General features: G+C 65.0%; 15 protein-coding genes. 10 read left to right on the top strand and 5 right to left on the bottom strand.

Annotated features, from left to right (window positions below):
- Positions 1-18: 18 nt before the first annotated feature.
- From RCH14_RS21730 to RCH14_RS21720, 3 genes are all read right to left on the bottom strand, one after another.
- The gene (locus tag RCH14_RS21730; RefSeq protein ID WP_343028177.1) at positions 19-2,121 is read right to left on the bottom strand and encodes a 3-hydroxyacyl-CoA dehydrogenase NAD-binding domain-containing protein; all 2,103 of its coding nucleotides are present in this window, start codon (positions 2,119-2,121) and stop codon (positions 19-21) included.
- A 101-nt stretch (positions 2,122-2,222) separates the two neighbouring features.
- The gene (locus RCH14_RS21725) at positions 2,223-2,420 is read right to left on the bottom strand and encodes a YqaE/Pmp3 family membrane protein (protein ID WP_343028176.1); all 198 of its coding nucleotides are present in this window, start codon (positions 2,418-2,420) and stop codon (positions 2,223-2,225) included.
- A gap of 73 nt (positions 2,421-2,493) precedes the next feature.
- Positions 2,494-4,161, bottom strand: coding sequence for a 3-(methylthio)propionyl-CoA ligase (locus RCH14_RS21720; protein ID WP_343028175.1), 1,668 nt, complete (start codon positions 4,159-4,161; stop codon positions 2,494-2,496).
- Positions 4,162-4,373: 212 nt separating this feature from the next.
- On the opposite strand from RCH14_RS21720, the gene RCH14_RS21715 reads away from it, so the two are divergent.
- From RCH14_RS21715 to RCH14_RS21685, 7 genes are all read left to right on the top strand, one after another.
- Positions 4,374-5,864 carry a protein adenylyltransferase SelO family protein gene (locus RCH14_RS21715; RefSeq protein WP_343028174.1) on the top strand — a complete coding sequence of 497 codons (1,491 nt, stop codon included), beginning with the start codon at positions 4,374-4,376 and terminating at the stop codon, positions 5,862-5,864.
- 31 nt (positions 5,865-5,895) lie between these two features.
- On the top strand, positions 5,896-6,291 hold the full coding sequence (msrB, locus tag RCH14_RS21710) for a peptide-methionine (R)-S-oxide reductase MsrB (protein ID WP_343028173.1): 396 nt from the start codon (positions 5,896-5,898) through the stop codon (positions 6,289-6,291).
- A gap of 13 nt (positions 6,292-6,304) precedes the next feature.
- A complete protein-coding gene (locus tag RCH14_RS21705; protein WP_343028172.1) occupies positions 6,305-6,937 on the top strand; it encodes a septation protein A in 633 nt (210 codons plus the stop codon).
- Positions 6,934-7,239 (top strand): BolA family protein, encoded by a 306-nt coding sequence (locus RCH14_RS21700; protein WP_343028171.1) that lies wholly within the window; start codon positions 6,934-6,936, stop codon positions 7,237-7,239. The genes RCH14_RS21705 and RCH14_RS21700 overlap by 4 nt, the downstream gene beginning before the upstream one ends.
- Positions 7,240-7,343: 104 nt before the next feature.
- The gene (locus RCH14_RS21695) at positions 7,344-8,123 is read left to right on the top strand and encodes a peptidyl-prolyl cis-trans isomerase (RefSeq protein WP_343028170.1); all 780 of its coding nucleotides are present in this window, start codon (positions 7,344-7,346) and stop codon (positions 8,121-8,123) included.
- Between the two features lie 84 nt (positions 8,124-8,207).
- Positions 8,208-8,984 carry a peptidyl-prolyl cis-trans isomerase gene (locus RCH14_RS21690; protein WP_343028169.1) on the top strand — a complete coding sequence of 259 codons (777 nt, stop codon included), beginning with the start codon at positions 8,208-8,210 and terminating at the stop codon, positions 8,982-8,984.
- A gap of 69 nt (positions 8,985-9,053) precedes the next feature.
- Positions 9,054-9,479, top strand: a complete 426-nt coding sequence (locus RCH14_RS21685; protein ID WP_343028168.1) for a GNAT family N-acetyltransferase — start codon at positions 9,054-9,056, stop codon at positions 9,477-9,479.
- A 147-nt stretch (positions 9,480-9,626) separates the two neighbouring features.
- Here RCH14_RS21685 and purL read toward each other — a convergent pair whose 3' ends face one another.
- Positions 9,627-13,658: a phosphoribosylformylglycinamidine synthase gene (gene purL, locus RCH14_RS21680; protein WP_343028167.1), complete on the bottom strand. Its 4,032-nt coding sequence runs from the start codon at positions 13,656-13,658 to the stop codon at positions 9,627-9,629.
- Positions 13,659-13,883: 225 nt separating this feature from the next.
- On the opposite strand from purL, the gene RCH14_RS21675 reads away from it, so the two are divergent.
- Genes RCH14_RS21675 through RCH14_RS21665 form a run of 3 tightly spaced genes read left to right on the top strand, consistent with a single transcriptional unit; the run spans position 13,884 to position 18,215 of the window.
- The gene (locus RCH14_RS21675; protein ID WP_343028166.1) at positions 13,884-15,515 is read left to right on the top strand and encodes a response regulator; all 1,632 of its coding nucleotides are present in this window, start codon (positions 13,884-13,886) and stop codon (positions 15,513-15,515) included.
- An 11-nt stretch (positions 15,516-15,526) separates the two neighbouring features.
- A complete protein-coding gene (locus RCH14_RS21670) occupies positions 15,527-16,879 on the top strand; it encodes a TonB family protein (protein WP_343028165.1) in 1,353 nt (450 codons plus the stop codon).
- A gap of 52 nt (positions 16,880-16,931) precedes the next feature.
- Positions 16,932-18,215, top strand: coding sequence for a YdcF family protein (locus RCH14_RS21665; RefSeq protein ID WP_343028164.1), 1,284 nt, complete (start codon positions 16,932-16,934; stop codon positions 18,213-18,215).
- Here RCH14_RS21665 and RCH14_RS21660 read toward each other — a convergent pair.
- Complete coding sequence (locus tag RCH14_RS21660; protein ID WP_343028163.1) at positions 18,212-18,673, bottom strand: FKBP-type peptidyl-prolyl cis-trans isomerase; 462 nt, start codon at positions 18,671-18,673, stop codon at positions 18,212-18,214. The two genes, RCH14_RS21665 and RCH14_RS21660, sit on opposite strands and share 4 nt — an antisense overlap.
- Positions 18,674-18,686: the final 13 nt, after the last annotated feature.

The following is an 18,686-nucleotide window of genomic DNA, read 5'->3' as shown; positions in this document are numbered from 1 at the left end:
CATCGAGCCACTTTACCTTCAGGCGTTGAACGCCCCATCCGCCGCCGCCAGTTGCACCAGCAGCGGCGCCGGCGTCCACGCCGCCCCATTGCGCCCTCGCGCAAAGCCTTCGATTGCCGCGAGCACGGCCGGCAGCCCGGTCATGTCGGCATACAGCATCGGCCCGCCACGGTGCAGCGGGAAGCCGTAGCCGCTCAGGTAGACCATGTCGATGTCCGACGCCCGCAGTGCAATGCCCTCTTCCAGGATCTGCGCGCCCTCGTTGACGAGCGCGTACACGAGCCGCTCGACGATCTCGGCGTCGGCAATGGCGCGGCGCACGACGCCGATTTCGTTCGAATATTGTTCCACCATCGCGTCGACGGCGCTTGATGGCGCAGCCGCGCGCGCGCCGGCCTGATAGTCATACCATCCGCTGCCGGTCTTTTGCCCGAAGCGCCCCTGCTCGCACAGGCGGTCCGGCAGCAGCGAATATGCAAAGCCCGGCGACTCGATCGCACGCCGCTTGCGGATATGCCAGCCGATGTCGTTGCCGGCCAGGTCACTCATCCGGAACGGCCCCATCGCAAAGCCGAACACCTCGATCGCGCGGTCGACCTGGGCCGGCAGCGCGCCTTCTTCAAGCAGGAAGTACGCCTGGCGCAGATACTGCTCGAGCATGCGGTTGCCGATGAAGCCATCGCAGACGCCCGACACGACACCCGTTTTCTTGAGCTTTTTTGCCAGGGCCAGCGCGGTGACCAGCACATCGGCCCCGGTCTGCGCGCCGCGCACGATCTCCAGCAGCTTCATCACGTGCGCCGGGCTGAAGAAATGCAGGCCGATCACGTCCTGCGGGCGGCCCGTGAACGCCGCGATGTGGTTGACGTCGAGCGACGACGTATTGGTGGCCAGGATAGCGCCCGGCTTCATCAACTTGTCGAGCTCGCGAAATACCAGTTCCTTGACTTTCATGTCTTCGAACACGGCTTCAACGACGATGTCGGCGTGTGCCAGCGCGTCGTAGGACAGGGTGCCGGTAATGAGCGCCATGCGCTGCGCCAGCTTGTCGGCCGTGAGCTTGCCCTTGGCAACGCTGCGTTCGTAGACTGTACGGATGCCGGCCAAGCCCTTGTCGAGCGCGTCCTGCTTCGACTCGAGGATGGTCACCGGGATGCCGGCGTTGGCGAAGTTCATCGCGATGCCGGCGCCCATCGTGCCGGCGCCCACCACCGCCGCGCTGGCGATGGGACGCGGTTGGGTGTCAGGGGGCACGCCCGGTACCTTGCCGGCGGCGCGCTCAGCGAAGAAGGCATGACGCAACGCCCTCGATGCGGGCGTCGTGGTCAGGTACATGAAGCGCTCGCGCTCGAAGCGCAAGCCAGCCTCGAACGCGTCGGCAGTGACGGATGCGGCGACCGTCTCGACGCACTCGCGCGGCGCCGGGAACGGACCGGCCAGCGCATCGACGCGGGCACGGGCTTGCGCCAGGAAGCCGGCTGCATCCGGATGCACGACGGCGCGATCGCGCACTTTTGGCAGCGGCCGGACGGCGGCGATGGATTCGGCAAACGCGATCGCGGCCGGCAGCAGGCCGACGCCCGCATCGGCTACATCAGCGAACACGCGGTCGAACAGCGGCGTGCCCGCCAGCTTGTCGGACACGACCGGCGCACCGGTCAGGATCATGTCGAGCGCTTTTTCGAGGCCCAGCACGCGCGGCAGGCGCTGGGTGCCGCCGGCGCCGGGCAACAGACCCAGCTTGACTTCGGGCAGCGCGATCTGCGCGCCCGACGCCGCCACGCGGTAGTGGCAGCCCAGCGCCAGCTCGAGGCCGCCGCCCATGCACACGCTATGGATCGCGGCAACGACCGGCTTGGCCGCGCCTTCGGCGATGGCAATCAAGGTATGCAGCGACGGCTCGGTGAGCGCCTTGGGCGAATTGAATTCACGGATGTCGGCGCCACCCGAGAACGCCTTGCCGGCGCCGGTGATCACGATGGCCGTGACCGCCGGGTCGGCTTCGGCCTGGCGGATACCGGCCACGGCCGCAGTCCGCGTATTTAAGCCAAGGCCATTGACGGGTGGATTGTTCAGCGTGATGACGGCAATGCTGCCGTGCACCTGATAGTCGGCGCTCATGTCGATTTCGTCTCCTGAAAGTTGGAATGACCGGGCTGCCGACTATACCGCAAATAAACGAACGAACGTGTTATTCGGGCAAGCCAGGATGGTGCCTTGCTTTAGAACTGACCGCGCTGGCTCGCTTCGGCGATCTTCTTGTCGGTCTTGTACTGGCTCAGTGCGTACACCGCCCAGATCGTGGCAGGCAGCCAGCCGACCAGCGTAATTTGCAGGATCAGGCAAATGACGCCGGCGATCGGGCGGCCGATCGTGAAGAACGTCAGCCAGGGGAAGATAAGAGCGATAAGCAGGCGCATGGGGTTTCCTGTGAGTAGAAGATTGTTAAAAGTGACACAACTCTACCCCCCCGCAGTGAAACGCGTCGCACAGTTATTTTTCGGCAACCCTTACCGATGGCAGACGGTGCTGCGCATACGTCTCGCGCAACCGGTTCTTCTGGATCTTGCCGGTGCCGCCGACGGGCAGGCTGTCGGCGAACACGACATCGTCCGGCGTCCACCAGCGCGCCACCTTGCCATCGTACCAAGCGAGCATTTCTTCGCGCGTTACGTCCATGCCGGACCGGCGCACGACCACCAGCAGCGGGCGCTCGTCCCATTTCGGGTGCGCGACGCCGATGCAGGCCGCCTGCAGCACGGCCGGGTGAGCCATGGCCACGTTTTCCAGGTCGATCGTGCCGATCCATTCACCACCGGACTTGATCACGTCCTTGCTGCGGTCGGTGATCGCCAGGTAACCGTCGGCGTCGATCGTGGCCACGTCGCCCGTCGGGAACCAGCCATTGTCCAGCACGTCGCCGCCCTCCTCGCGGAAATACCCGGAGACGACCCACGGCCCCTTGACCAGCAGATGGCCGAACGTCACGCCATCCCAGGCCAGCTCGGCGCCAGCGTCGTCGACAATCTTCATGTCGACGCCATAGATGGCATGCCCCTGCTTGCGCAGCACCGCGCGTTGCGCGTCCGGCGACAGCGCCAGATGCGCGCTGCTCAGCGTGCAGGCCGTCCCCAGCGGCGACATCTCGGTCATACCCCACGCATGCACGACCTCGATGCCGAATCGATCCATCAGCGTATCCATCAGCGCCGGCGGGCAGGCCGAACCCCCGATCACGGTGCGCTGGAAGGTAGAAAATGCCAGGCCATGCTCGATGGCGTGGTTGACGAGGCCCAGCCAGACCGTGGGCACGCCCGCCGAGAACGTCACGCCCTCGCCCTCGAACAAGTCGTACAGCGAGCGCCCATCGAGCGCCGGACCGGGAAACACGAGCTTGGCGCCCGACAGCGGCACCGAGTACGGCAAGCCCCACGCGTTCACATGAAACATCGGCACGACCGGCAGCACGACGTCGCGCGCCGCGACATTGAGCGCGTTCGGCATGGCCGATGCATACGCATGCAGGACCGTCGAGCGGTGCGAGTACAGCGCGCCTTTCGGGTTGCCGGTCGTGCCCGACGTGTAGCACAGGCTGGCGGCCGAGCGTTCGTCGAACTCCGGCCAGACATAGTCATCGCCATGCGCGCCGATCAGGTCTTCGTAGCACAGCAGCGTGTCGATACCGGTGTCACTGGGCATCGATGCGCTGTCGCACATGGCCACCCAGGCCTTGACGCCCGTGCAGGTGCGCGCCAGCGCCGCGATGACCGGCAGAAAGGTCAGATCGAAGAACAGTACCCCGTCTTCGGCGTGCTTGACGATATAGGCGATCTGGTCCGGGTGCAGGCGGGGATTGATCGTGTGCAGCACGGCGCCGGAACCCGAGACGCCGTAATACAGCTCCAGGTGCCGGTAGCCGTTCCAGGCCAGCGTGGCCACCCGGTCGCCCATGGCGATGCCCAGGCTGCTCAGTGCATTGGCCAGCTGGCGCGAGCGGGCGGCCGCGTCGCGCCAGGTGTAGCGGTGCAGGTCGCCCTCGACGCGGCGCGAGACGATTTCGCCATCGCCATAGTGACGCGCGGCGAATTCGATGATGCCGGAGATCAGCAACGGTGTATCCATCATCTGGCCTTGCAGGGGACTCATCGGGTAGTCAGACATGTGGGCTCCGGGATGTAAATAGGATTAAGCTCAGCGGCAACGTGGAAAGTGTCGTGGGCGATGGCGCGCGGCGTCAATGCAATTCGATGATGCAGTGCGGCATTGTGCGAGCCCGCGCCAGCCCGCGCTGACCCGCTGCCGTTACAGGATGTAACGCGCGCACACTGGCGTGCCCGATCACGCATACCATCGCGGTCGGGTAAAATCGTGCCATGCCGATTACGTCAACGAGGAATGCCATCACTGCCGACGAACTTGCACTGAACAATTCGTTCGCCGAATTGCCGCCAGCGTTTTACACGCGCCTGATGCCCACACCCTTGCCTGCGCCGCATTTCATTGCGGCCAGCAAACCTGCGGCCGCCCTGATCGGGCTGGCCGTCGAGGATCTCGCGCGCCCCGATTTTGTCGATCTCTTTACCGGCAACAAGGTCGCGCCCAGTTCGCAGCCGATCGCCGCCGTGTATTCCGGCCACCAGTTCGGTGTCTGGGCCGGCCAGTTGGGCGACGGGCGCGCGATCACGCTGGGCGACGTCGCTACCCCGGCCGGCCCGATGGAAATACAGCTCAAGGGCGCCGGACGCACGCCGTATTCGCGCATGGGCGACGGGCGCGCCGTGCTGCGCTCGTCGATCCGCGAATTTCTGTGCTCCGAGGCGATGGCGGCGCTCGGCATTCCCACGACGCGCGCGCTGTGCCTGACCGGCTCGCCGCAAGGCATCGCGCGCGAAACGCTCGAGACTGCCGCCGTCGTGGCGCGCATGGCGCCAACCTTCGTGCGTTTCGGCTCGTTGGAGCACTGGGCGTCGCACGACCGCCAGGACGAGCTCCGTACGCTTGCCGACTACGTGATCCACCAGTTCTACCCCGAGCTTGCAGGCGAGGCCAATCCGTACGCTGCATTGCTGGCCGAAGTCACGCGCCGCACCGCGCGCATGATCGCGCACTGGCAGGCGGTGGGCTTCATGCACGGCGTGATGAACACCGACAATATGTCGATCCTGGGCCTGACGCTCGACTATGGCCCATTCGGCTTCATGGAAGCATTTGACGCCCGGCACATCTGCAACCACACGGACCAGGGCGGGCGCTATTCGTACGCCAACCAGGTGCCGGTCGGCCACTGGAATTGCTATGCACTGGGCAATGCGCTGCTGCCGCTGATTGGCGAACCCGAGGTGGCCGAAGAAGCCCTGAGCGTCTACCGGCCCGAGTTCGGCCGTCAGATGGATATTCTCATGCGTGGCAAGCTTGGCCTGCTGGAAAGCCATGACGGCGACGCCAAGCTGCTCGAAGACACGATCGAGCTGCTGCAGGCGAATCACGCCGACTTCACGCTGTTCTTCCGCCTGCTGGGCGACCTGCGCGTGGACGCGCCCGAGCATGACGAACCGCTGCGCGACCTGTTCATCGACCGCGCCTCGTTCGACGCCTGGGCCGCGATCTACCGCACACGCCTGCGCAGCGAGCACAGCGTTGACGCTGTCCGCCGCGTCGCAATGAACCTGGTCAATCCCAAGTACATCCTGCGCAACTACCTGGCCCAGACAGCCATCGAACAGGCCCAGAACGGCGACTTCAGTGGCGTGCATACGCTGCTGGCCGTGCTCGAGCGCCCGTTCGACGAGCAACCCGAACACGCGGCCTACGCCGAACTGCCGCCCGACTGGGCCGCGCATCTCGAAGTGAGCTGCTCTTCATAACCACACCAACGAGACACGAGGAAACCACATCATGACCGACAAAGTCACCAAGACCGACGCCGAGTGGCGCAACCAGCTCGATCCTATGGAATACGAAGTCACCCGCCACGCGGCCACCGAACGCGCCTTTACCGGCAAGTTCTGGGACCACCACGAGCACGGCATTTATACCTGCGTTTGCTGCGACACGCCGCTGTTCGAATCGGACACCAAATTCGATTCCGGTTGCGGCTGGCCCAGCTACTTCCGCGCGCTCGATCCGGCCAATGTGATCGAGAAAACCGACCGCACACACGGCATGGTGCGCACCGAAGTCATTTGCGGCGTCTGCGACGCGCACCTGGGCCACGTGTTCCCGGACGGCCCGCCGCCAACGGGGCTGCGTTATTGCATCAATTCCGCCTCGTTGCGGTTCGACCCCGCCTGAGAGTGATTGCACGATGAAATTTCTGTTCGACTTTTTCCCGGTCCTGCTGTTCTTCGGCGTTTATAAATACGGCGACAGCAACCAGGCCTGGGCGCATCGCATGGCGGTCGAGTTCCTTGGGCCATTGATTGCCGGCGGCGGCGTGCCGCCGTCACAGTCGGCGATCCTGCTGGCCACCGCCGTGGCCATCATCGCCACCGTGTGCCAGGTCGGCTATCTGCTCGCGCGCGGGCGCAAGGTCGACAACGCGATGTGGCTGACGCTGGGCGTGATCGTCGTCGCCGGCGGCGCCACGATCTATTTCCACGACGACCTGTTCATCAAGTGGAAGCCGACCATTCTGTACTGGGCATTCGCCTTGGGTCTGTTCATCGCGCAGGTGTTCTATCGCAAGAACCTGATCCGCTCGGTGATGGAGCCGAACATGAAACTGCCCGAGCCGCTGTGGAACCGCATCGGCTACATCTGGATGGCGTTCTTTGTCGGCATGGGTTTGCTGAACTTGTTGATGGCGTTCGTGGTCTTCCATAACGACACCGGGGCCTGGGTCAGCTTCAAGCTGTTCGGCTTTACCGCCATATTCTTTGCCTTCATCATGATCCAGACGATGATGCTCTACAAATACATCAAGGAAGAAGACGCATGACCAACCTGAACGAACAAAGCGCCGACAAAAGCGACCGTGAACCGCGCATGCGCGCCCAGCTCGAAGCCGGGCTGAGCCCGACCATGCTCGAGATCAGCGACGACTCGCATCTGCACGCGGGCCATGCAGGCGCGGCCTCCGGCGGCAGCCATTATTCGGTGAAAATCGTGTCATCACGCTTCGAGGGCCTCAAACTGGTCATGCGTCATCGTCTTGTGTATGATGCCGTGCACGATATGATCAACAAGGCGGAAATCCACGCTCTGGCCATCAACGCCATCGCGCCTTCCGAGCTGACCTGAAAGCGGGTTTTCAGGCAGTTTTAAGAAATTTGCCCGACAATCGAACAGATAAGTACACCACCTGAACTTCTCTCGTCCAGTTAAAACCCGTCACAGGAATACACATGACCTTTAAGCCTGCTCGCCTGCTGTTAGCCCTCGTTGCCATCGCATCGGCCCCGGCCTTTGCCCAGAACATCGCAGTGGTCAACGGCAAGGCGATTCCTTCGGCACGCGCCGACGCCGTCGTCAAGCAGGTCGTTGCCCAGAACCAGGGCCAGGACACGCCGCAGCTGCGCGAAGCCGTCAAGAACGACCTGATCGCCCGCGAAGTGCTGATGCAAGAAGCCGTCAAGCAAGGCTGGGACAAAAAGCCTGAAGTGCGCGAAGCCATGGACAGCGCACGTCAGTCGATCGTCGTCAATGCACTGGCGCGCGACTACATCACCAAGAACCCGGTGACCGATGCCCAGATCAAGGCCGCCTACGACAAGGTCAAGGCTGAGACCGGCGACAAGGAATACCACGTCCGCCACATCCTGACGACCACCGAAGCTGAAGCCAAGGCTGCCATCGCCAAGATCAAGGCCGGCGCCAAGTTCGAAGAAGTCGCCAAGACCTCGAAGGACACCGGCACCGCCAACACCGGCGGCGACCTCGACTGGGTCACGCCGAATACGATGCCACCAGAATTTGCAGCCGGCTTCACCAAGCTCGCCAAGGGTGCCGTCACCGACGTGCCGGTCAAGACCAATGCCGGCTTCCACGTGATCAAGCTGGACGACACCCGTGCGACCAAGCTGCCGCCGATGGAGCAGGTCAAGCCACAGATCTCCGAGACGCTCGCGCAAGAGAAGCTGCGTGACTTCCAGGAGCAAATGGTCAAGAAGGCAAAGGTGCAGTAAGATGTATTGTCGTCGGCGCGCACACTGCGCGCCGGCATTCGTCGCCTGCGGCGATACTTTTCGAGTTTATATAGGATCTCAACGATGATTTTGAAGCCAGCCAGCCTGTTGTTCGCCATGATTGCAGTCGTTGCCGTTCCTGCCTTCGCGCAGAACGCCGCTACCGTCAATGGCAAGGCAATCCCGCAAGCTCGGGTCGACCAGCTGGTCAAGCAGGTCGTGGCCCAGGGCCGCGCTGCGGACTCCCCTGACCTGCGCGAAGCGATCAAGAAAGACCTGATCAGCCGTGAAGTATTGATCCAGGAAGCCGACAAGCAGAACATCGGCGCCCGCGCTGACGTCAAATCGGCCATCGACAACGCCCGTCAAAGCATCATCATCAACGCGATGCTGGCCGACTACGTCAAAAAGAACCCGGTCAAGGATACCGACATCAAGGCCGAGTATGACAAGCAGAAAGCGCTGATCGGCGACAAGGAATACCACGCGCGTCACATCCTGGTCGACTCGGAAGCCGATGCCAAGGGCATCATCGCCAAGCTGAAAGCCGGCGGCAAGTTCGACGAACTGGCCAAGCAGTCGAAAGACGGTAGCGCCCAGAACGGCGGCGATCTGGGCTGGGCCAGCGCGGCCACCTACGTGCCTGAGTTCTCGAAAGCCATGGTCGCCCTGCAAAAAGGTGCCATCACCGACACCCCTGTGAAATCGCAGTTCGGTTTCCACGTCATCAAGCTGGAAGACGTGCGCGCAGCCAAGGTGCCGGCGCTGGAAGAAGTCAAGCAGCAAGTCACCGAAGGCCTGCAACAGCGTCAGCTGGCAGCCTATCGCGAGACCCTGGTCAAGAAAGCCAAAGTACAGTAATTTTCTGTATGGCTTGACCGCAAAGAGCGCACCCGATGGTGCGCTCTTTTCATTTGGAGGCTGGCGCTTATGCAACCTGTATTTCGCGAGGCGGTGTTCGCCGATATCCCGCACCTGGCCCGCATTCGCCTGGCGGTGACCGAGAACGTCTTGCGCGATCCGACGCGCATCACGCCGCAGATGTATGCCGATTTTCTGGAGAAAGACGGACGCGGCTGGATTGCGCTGGTCGATGGCGACATTGTCGCGTTCAGCTACGCCAACCGGATCGATGGATCGATCTGGGCGCTGTTCGTCGATCCGCGCTTCGAGGCTCAAGGACTGGGCAAGCAGCTGCTCTCGCTGGCAACGGCTTGGCTATTCTCGCTGGGGTTCAGCCGGGTGACATTGAGCACGGGCGCAGGCACCAGAGCGGCGCAGTTCTATGCGCGCCTGGGATGGCAGCTTGCATCATCGAGCGCTGGCGACAACGTCTTCGTTCTCGCCAGCCCGTAGGGTGGGCGGCTATGCCGCCCACGCGTTCAAACTGGCTTGATGTCGTAGCGCGGCAAGGTTCATTGGACGCGTGGACGGCGGAGCCGTCCACCCTATAGCACCAAAAGAAACGCCTCCGAAGAGGCGTTTTCCATGTCAGTCGGCCGATCAACCAACCCACTTGCGCGCGTTGCGGAACATTCGCATCCATGGCGACTCATCGCCCCAGGATTCCGGTGCCCACGAATGCGCGGCGCCGCGGAACACGCGCTCGGCGTGTGGCATCAGCACCGTGAAGCGGCCGTCTGCCGTGGTCACCGACGTCAGTCCACCCGGCGAGCCGTTCGGGTTGAACGGGTACGTTTCGGTGGCCTGGCCGCGGTTGTCGACAAAGCGCATTGCCTTGATCGACGCGTCGTAGTCGCCGGTCAGCGAGAAGTCGGCGAAGCCTTCGCCGTGCGCGATGGCGATCGGCGCGTGTGTGCCGGCCATGCCCTGGAAGAAGATCGACGGCGACTCGAGCACTTCGACCATGCCGAAGCGCGCTTCGAACTGCTCTGACTTGTTGCGCGTGAACTTCGGCCATGCCTGCGCACCCGGGATGATCGACTTCAGGTTGCTCATCATCTGGCAGCCGTTGCAGACGCCCAGGCCAAACGTGTCCTGGCGTGCGAAGAAGCGGGCGAACTGCTCCGACAACTGCGGGTTGAACAGGATGGTCTTGGCCCAGCCTTCGCCGGCGCCCAGCACGTCGCCGTACGAGAAGCCGCCCACGGCGATCACGCCATGGAAGTCGTCCAGCTTGGCGCGGCCGGCAATCAGGTCGCTCATGTGCACGTCGATGGCTGCGAAGCCCGCCTGGTGCATGACCCACGCCGTCTCGATGTGCGAGTTGACGCCCTGTTCGCGCAGGATTGCCACGCGCGGGCGCACGCCCGTCGCGATGAACGACGCAGCGACATCCTCGTCGAGGTTGAAGCCGATCTTGGGCGTCATGCCGATATCGTGCTCGTCGAGCAGGCGATCGTATTCGGCGTCGGCGCATTCCGGATTGTCGCGCAGGCGCGCGATGCGCCAGCTGGTCTCGCTCCACAGGCGATGCAGGCTGCTGCGCTTCTCGTTGTAAATGACTTTCGCGTCGCGCGTGAATTCGATCGCGCCACGGTCATTGAGCTTGCCGATGATGTGGCTACAGGCGCCCAGGCCGGCTTCACGCAGCACGTTCATGACCGCCGTCTTGTCGGCCATGCGTACCTGGAATACGGCGCCCAGTTCTTCGCTGAACAAGGCGCGCAGCGTCATTTCGTTGCGGCGCTCGGCCACCTGGCCGGTCCAGTTCTTGGCGTCGCCCCAGTCAGCGGCGTGCTCGCTTTCCATCGTCAGGATGTCGAGGTTGACCGACACCCCGGTGCGGCCGGCAAAGGCCATCTCGGCCAGCGTCGCGAACAGGCCGCCATCCGAACGGTCGTGATACGCCAGCAGCTTGCCGTCCTTGTTCAGCGCCTGGATCGCGCCGAACAGCGCTTTCAGATCGTGGGGCGAATCGACGTCCGGCACCGAGTCACCCAGTTGCTGCGTGACTTGCGCCAGGATCGAGGCGCCCAGGCGGTTCTTGCCGCGGCCCAGGTCGACCAGGATCAGTGACGTGTCGCCGGCATCCGTGCGCAGTTGCGGCGTCAGCGAGCGGCGGATATCGGCCACCGGCGCAAACGCCGAGACGATCAGCGACACCGGCGAGATCACCGCCTTCGATTCGCCGTCGTCGTTCCAGGTGGTGCGCATCGACAGCGAATCCTTGCCGACCGGGATCGACACGCCCAGCGCCGGGCACAGTTCCATGCCGACCGCCTTCACGGTGTCGAACAGTGCGGCGTCCTGGCCTGGCTGGCCGCAGGCCGCCATCCAGTTGGCCGACAGTTTGATGTCCGAGATGTCGTCGATCGCGGCGGCCGCGATATTCATGATCGACTCGGCCACGGCCATCCGGCCCGATGCGGCGGCGTCGATGACAGCCAGCGGCGTACGCTCGCCCATCGCCATCGCTTCACCGAGGAAGCCGTCGTACGCCATTGCCGTGACGGCGCAATCGGCCACCGGCACCTGCCACGGGCCGACCATCTGGTCGCGCACCGTCATGCCGCCGACCGTGCGGTCGCCGATCGTGATCAGGAACGATTTGTCGCCCACGGTGGGATTCTGCAGCACGCGGCGCGCTGCTTCCACCAGCTCGATGCCGGTCAGGTCCACTGGCGGGAACGTGTGCTGCACGTGCTGCACGTCGCGCGTCATCTTCGGCGGCTTGCCGAGCAAGACGTCCATCGGCATGTCAACCGGCGACGCATTCGGGCCACCGGCCTGCTCTTCGTCGATCAGGCGCAGCTGACGCTCTTCGGTCGCGGTGCCGACGACGGCGAACGGGCAGCGCTCGCGCTCGCACAGCGCGGCAAACTTCGCCAGGCTTTCGGGGGCGATCGCCAGCACATAGCGTTCCTGCGATTCGTTGGACCAGATTTCTTTCGGCGCCAGGCCGCTTTCTTCGAGCGGCACCTTGCGCAGATTGAAGATCGCGCCGCGCTTGGCGTCGTTGACGATTTCCGGGAACGCGTTCGACAAGCCGCCCGCGCCCACGTCGTGGATCGAGATGATCGGATTGTGCGCGCCCAGCTGCCAGCAGCCGTTGATGACTTCTTGTGCGCGGCGTTCCATTTCCGGGTTGCCGCGCTGGACCGAGTCGAAGTCCAGATCGGCCGTGTTGGTGCCAGTGGCCATCGAGGACGCGGCGCTGCCGCCCATGCCGATGCGCATGCCTGGGCCGCCCAACTGGATCAGGAGGCTGCCGACCGGGATCTCGTCTTTGTGCGTGTGCGCGGCCGAAATGCTGCCGATGCCGCCGGCGATCATGATCGGCTTGTGGTAGCCATAGACCGCGCCCGCTGCGCCGACGTTCTGTTCATAGGTGCGGAAGTACCCGCCCAGGACCGGCCGGCCGAATTCGTTCGAAAATGCAGCGCCGCCGATCGGGCCGTCGATCATGATTTCGAGCGGCGAGGCAATGCGGTCCGGCTTGCCGTACAGCGCGTCCGAGCGCACCTGGCTCGTCACGTCCGACGCGTTTTCCCAAGGCCGCACGGCATCGGGAATCACCAGGTTCGAGACCGTGAAGCCGGCCAGGCCGGCTTTTGGCTTGGCGCCACGGCCGGTTGCGCCTTCGTCGCGGATTTCGCCGCCGGCGCCGGTGGAGGCGCCCGGGAATGGCGAGATCGCCGTCGGGTGATTGTGCGTCTCGACCTTCATCAGGGTGTGCACGAGCTCCGTCGACGGGCCGTATTCTTCGCCGTCGCGCGGGAAGAACCGCGTCACGGTCGCGCCTTCGATAATCGACGAGTTGTCGCTGTAGGCGACGACGGTGCCGCGCGGGTTCAGCTGGTGCGTGTTCTTGATCATGCCGAACAGCGAGATGCTCTGCTTCTCGCCATCGATGACCCAGTCGGCATTGAAGATCTTGTGGCGGCAGTGCTCCGAGTTCGCCTGGGCGAACATCATCAGCTCGACGTCGGTCGGGTTGCGCTGCGCCTTCGTGAACGCGTCGTTCAGGTAATCGACTTCGTCGTCCGACATCGCCAGACCGAGTTCGGTATTGGCGCGCACGAGCGCGGCGCGGCCAAGACCGAGCACGTCGATGCTCTCGAGCTGCTTGCCCTCGAGTTCATTGAACAGGTGCTTGGCGTCGTCGGCGTTGCGCAGGACGGTGTCGGTCATGCGGTCGTGCAGCAGGCCGATGACCGCCTGCAGCTCGTCGGCCGCCAGCTTCTTGGGCGCGCCGAAGCTGCTGCCGAGGATGCCGGTCTTGAGTACGACGGTGTAGCCGATGCCGCGCTCGATGCGGTGGACATGGCCCATGCCGCAGTTGCGCGCGATATCGGTCGCCTTCGAGGCCCACGGCGAAATCGTGCCCAGGCGCGGGATGACGAAGAACGCTTCGGTGACGCCGTCGTACAGGGTTTCCGGCGCAGGCTCGCCATAGGTGAGCATGGCCGACAGGCGCGACGTATCGTCGATGGACAGTGGCGCGCTGGTGTCGATGAAATGGTAGAAACGACCCTGGACGGCGGCGATCGACGGGGCGACAGCTTGCAGTTGGCTCAGGAGGCGTTGGCTACGGAAGGCGGACAGGGCATTGGAACCCGGCAGAATCAACATGGCTTGGACAGTCGGTTGATGCAGCGTCGCTGCTAGGGTGGAAGATAGGCCGGTATTATACAGCCTCGCCCCCCTGGCCGGGCCGCCATCGGCGACCGACCGGCACCCCACGCACGCAGCGCACCGGTTTCCTTGATCGTTTCGGCACTTGCCGGTATCTTAACGGTGGACAATCTTGCGATGTGCGCCGTCCGGCGCGCGCGCCCAGGACAGACGAGAGCGACGATGCAAGAAAACGCAACCCTGGCGGTGCTGGTGGTCGATCCCAACCCGGGCATGCGCACCAGCCTGCAAAACATGCTGGGTCTGGCCGGCATCACGAAGGTCGAGCACGCGGTCAATGCCGGCACGGCGATCCGCCAGTTGCAGCAGCGCGCCTACGACATCATCCTGTGTGAATACGACCTGGCCAGCGGCGTCGGCGAAGGCCAGGACGGCCAGCAACTGCTGGAAGACCTGCGCCACCATCGCCTGATCACGCCGTCGACGATCTTCATCATGCTCACGTCCGAGGCCGAGCGCGACAAGGTCGTCAGCGCTGCCGAACTGGCCCCCACCGACTACCTGCTCAAACCGTTCACGGTCGACTTGATCAGTACGCGCATCCAGCGCGCGCTCGATCGTCGCGGCGCCCTGCTCCCGGCCTGGCAGCTAGCGGCGCAAGGCCGGCTGCGCGAGGCGATTCTCGCGTGCGCCAATGGCGCCCAGGCGCAGCCGCGCTTTGCCGCCGACTTCGCGCGCGTGCGCGCCGAACTGCACACGACGCTGGGCGAACACGCCGAGGCCGCCGCCGTCTACCGCGACGTGCTGGCCGAACGGCCGCTGGGCTGGGCCGCCCTGGGCCTGGCGCGCACGATGATCGCACTGGATCAGGTCGACGACGCGCGCGCAATCCTGGACGAACTGCTGGCGGCCAATCCGCGCCTGATGGCTGCCTACGATCTGCTGGCGCACTGCCTCGCATCGAGCGGCGAGCCGGCACGGGCAAAAAGCGTACTGGCCGACGCGGTGGCCATCTCGCCGCACGTCGTCCAGCGCCTGCGCACACTGGGCGAGCTTGCGCTGGCTGCAGGCGACATGGCCGTGGCCGAGACGTCGTTCCGCCAAGTAGTCGCCAAGGCGCGCTACTCGGCGTTTCGCGATCCCGAAGACCACGTCAGCCTGGTCAGGACGCTGGTGGCGCGCGGCGACCTGCTGCAGGCCACCGGCGTCATCCGCGACCTCGAACGCTCGCTGCGCGCGGCGCCGGGCTACGATGCCTGCCACGCCTATGCCAATGCACTCCTGCACGACAAGACCGGCAACAGCGGCGCGGCGGTGGCCAGACTGCAACACGCCGTGTCGGCGGTACGCGCCAACAATGCGCTGTCGCCCGGCCTCAGGATGGAACTGGCGCGCGCGTGCCTGGCGCACCGGCTCGACGAGGGGGCGGCCGGCGTGATGCTGACCGTGGTGAACGACGCCAGCAGCGGCGTCTCGCCCGACCAGGCAATGACGGTCTTCGTGAATGCCGGCCGCACCGACCTGGTCGACAACATGGGCCAGCAACTCAAGGCGCAGGCGCAGATCCTGCTGGGCGTGGCCGACGAAAAGCGCAATATGGGCGACGTGCGCGGCGCGGTCCAGACGCTGCGCGAAGCGCTGCACCTGGCGCCGCGCAACCTGCAGGTGATGGCCGCCACCGCCGGCGGCATCCTCCGTCAGATCAATGAGCTGGGCTGGGACCATCCGCTGGGCCAGATTGCCGCCGGGCTGCTGGACGGCATCCGGGCCCAGGATGCGCAGCACCCACGGCTGGCGACGCTGACCGAGGAATACCAGGCGGCGCGGCGCAAGTACGGGATTGCGGCCGGCTGAGCGGGGTGCCCATGAACCGCATACAGGCTGTCCTGCTCGTGGCTGCCATGGGCGTGACTGCAATCATGGCGCCCGGCACCGCACGCGCCAACGACGCCGGGGCCAGTGCCAGTGCCACTGCTAGTGCCAGTGCGAGTGCGGCGCAGTCGGCGCTCAACCTAGACCTGTACGCCTGCCAGCGCCCCGTCTGGCCAGCCGCCGCGCTGGCACAGCGCGCCCGCGGCACGACCACGCTCGACGTGCGCATCCACGAACAAGGCTACCTTCTCGAAGGGCGCGTGACCGGTTCTGCGGGCCGCGCCGACCTTGATGAGGCCGCGCTCGACAGCCTGCGCGGCTGCACCTATCACGCGGTGGTGTCCACGGGCGAGGCGCCGGGTGGCTGGCTCAAGGCGCAGTTCAGATGGTCTCACGCGGGCGCATTCCCGCCCCCCGACGCGTCGCTGCTGGTGACCATCACTTCGCAGGCGGTCGGTGGCGATCCGGTGGCGCAGAACCGGCTGGGCACCTGGTACGAGCACGGCACCCACGTCAAGACCGATCTGGCGCAGGCCGCGCTCTGGTACGAACGGGCGGCGCGGGCCGGCAATGCCTACGCACAGAACAATCTGGGCGTCCTGTACCTGCGCGGCGCTGGCGTGCCGCGCGATCCGCTGCGGGCAACCTGGTGGTACGTGCAGGCGGCCGCGCAGGGACATGGCTGGGCGCAGGCCAACCTGGCCTGGAGCTACCAGCACGGCCTGGGCAACGACCTTGACCCCGAGCTGGCGAGTTACTGGCTGACGCAAGCCGCCGAAGGCGGCCTGCCTGACGCCCAGATACGCCTCGGCACCATGCTGATGCGTAGCGCAGTCAACGACGATGAGCGCCATGCCGCTGCCAGCTGGCTGGCGCGCGCTGCAGCGCAACATGATCCGTCCGGGTTGTATCTGTTGGGCCGCACCTTCGAGCTTGGGCTGGGCAATGTGCAGGACGACCTCGAGGCCGCAGCGCTGTACCGCAAGGCGCTGGGCCGCAGCGCGGGGCGCGCCGAGACAGCCCTGGGCATCATGCTCGATACGCTGCGCGCGCAGCCGCAGCATGACGGTGAAGCGGCGCACCTGTACGAGCGCGCCATGGGAGCGCGCCACGCGACCGCGTTCTACCGGTATGGACTCCTGCTGGAACAGCGCGGTGAGGAAGCGCTGGCGGCTGCCCTGTACCAGCACGCCGCCGAGCAGCGCAACTGCGATGCCGTGTTCCGATATGTGCAATTGCGTCCTGGGGTGCTGGAGGTCGATCCCCGGCACAGCCATCCGCCGCATTGGTTACAGCAGCAACGCTGGTGCAGCACTGACCCTGCAATGCAGCCGCGCTTTGAATGACCCGACAAATGACCCGACAAATGACCCGACAACCGTACCATGATCACCTAGCATGGCACCGCTCTCCCTCGCTCTGACACTGCTGTCAGCGCTGACCTTCTGGCTCGCCATCCCGATCTTCATCCTGCCGCCGCTGGCCGCGTATGCCGGTTATCGGGCTTACCGCACGCGCCGGCAACAGCATCCACGCATGAGCGGGATGCAAAAAGTGGTGTGGATGCTGCCCATGCTGCTCGCCATGGTCGCCTTGCCTCTCGCGCTGTACGTGCTCAATACCGGCTATCGCACCCAAGGCCGCCAACTTGACGCACTGCACAAGTTACGGTCTACTGTCGCTGTCATTCTTACTACAGCGCTCCGCTCGCCTTCCATTTTGCTCGACATTATCAACGCCCTTCCCCGCAATCTTTTCCTGCCGCCCACCAGCCTGTACCTGATCATCGCGCTGGGTCTGGTGCTGTGGCGTTTCCGTCCCAAGGCCGGGCGCATCGTCGCCGGCACCGGCCTGGCCTTGCTGACTTTCATGTCGAGTAATGCGGGATCGAGCTTCCTGGTCGGGCCGCTGGAGCAGCTGACCAAGCCGCTCGCGCGGCCCGAAAACGCCGGCGCCGAAGCCATCGTGGTACTGGCGGCAGGCCGCTTGCGCAGCGCGGGCGAATACGACAACCGCGACATTCCCGACCACACGGCACTCGCGCGGCTGCGCTACGGTGCGCACCTGCAGCGGCGCACCGGCTTGCCGATCCTGGTCACCGGCGGGAATGGCGGCAGTGGTGCCGATCCGGCCAACATCGACATGGGGTACACCAAGGCCGACGCGATGGCCAGGGCGCTGCGCGAAGACTTCGGGGTCCCGGTCAAGTGGATCGAACGGCGCTCGCGCGATACGGGCGAGAATGCCATCTACAGCAATCTGATGCTGCGCAAAGCGGGCGTGAAACGGATTCTGCTCGTGACCGATGCGATGCACATGCACCGCGCGCGCAATGTGTTCCAGCGCGAAGGCCTCGAGGTGGTCGAGGCGCCGACGATGTTCGTCTACAACCCCCACTACGGTTTCGATGCCTGGCTGCCGAGCGCGGAAGGCATGCGGCGCTCGTGGTATGCGACCTATGAGCTGCTGGGCCTTGCGTGGTACCGGATCCGTGATCGCGAAGCGCCGGGAGCAAAGCAGGACCCAGTGGCGACACCGCCGCGCCGCGTGGCGCTGCCACCGGCATTGACGCCGACGCTGGCACCGGCATTGACACCGGTGCCAGCACCTTCAACGTCGCCAGCACCAGCACCAGCGCCAGCAAAGGCCCCGGCAACCGCGCCGGCGCCAGTCGCGAATTAACGCACGTCGAGCAGCTCGACCTCGAACACCAGCGTGGCGTTCGGCGGGATCGGGCCTGCACCGCCGGCGCCATAGCCCATGTCGGCGGGCACGATCAGCGTGCGCTTGCCGCCGACTTTCATTCCCTGCACGCCCACGTCCCACCCTTTGATGACCTGGCCGGCGCCCAGCTGGAAGCTGAACGGCTCGCGCCCGATGGATGAATCGAACTCCTTGCCGCGCTGCTGGGTGGCTGCCGGCTCGTACAGCCAGCCGGTGTAGTTGACGACGGCGGTCGCGCCGGCCGTGGCTTCTTTGCCGGTGCCGACGACGGTGTCGATCTGTTGCGAGGCGACGGCCGGCGCGGCCGCGCCGCCGGTTTGGGCAGCTGGCGTGGCCGGGGCGTCGGCGCGCTTGCAGGCGGTCACCGTCAGCAGCATTGCCGCAACCAGGGCGGAGCAGGTCAGTACACGTTTCATGGTATCTCTCGTA

Source organism: Massilia sp. MP_M2 (assembly GCF_039123635.1).
Lineage (GTDB): Bacteria > Pseudomonadota > Gammaproteobacteria > Burkholderiales > Burkholderiaceae_D > Telluria.
Note: the sequence above shows the minus strand (reverse complement) of the source record. Positions and strands in the feature narration are given on the sequence as shown.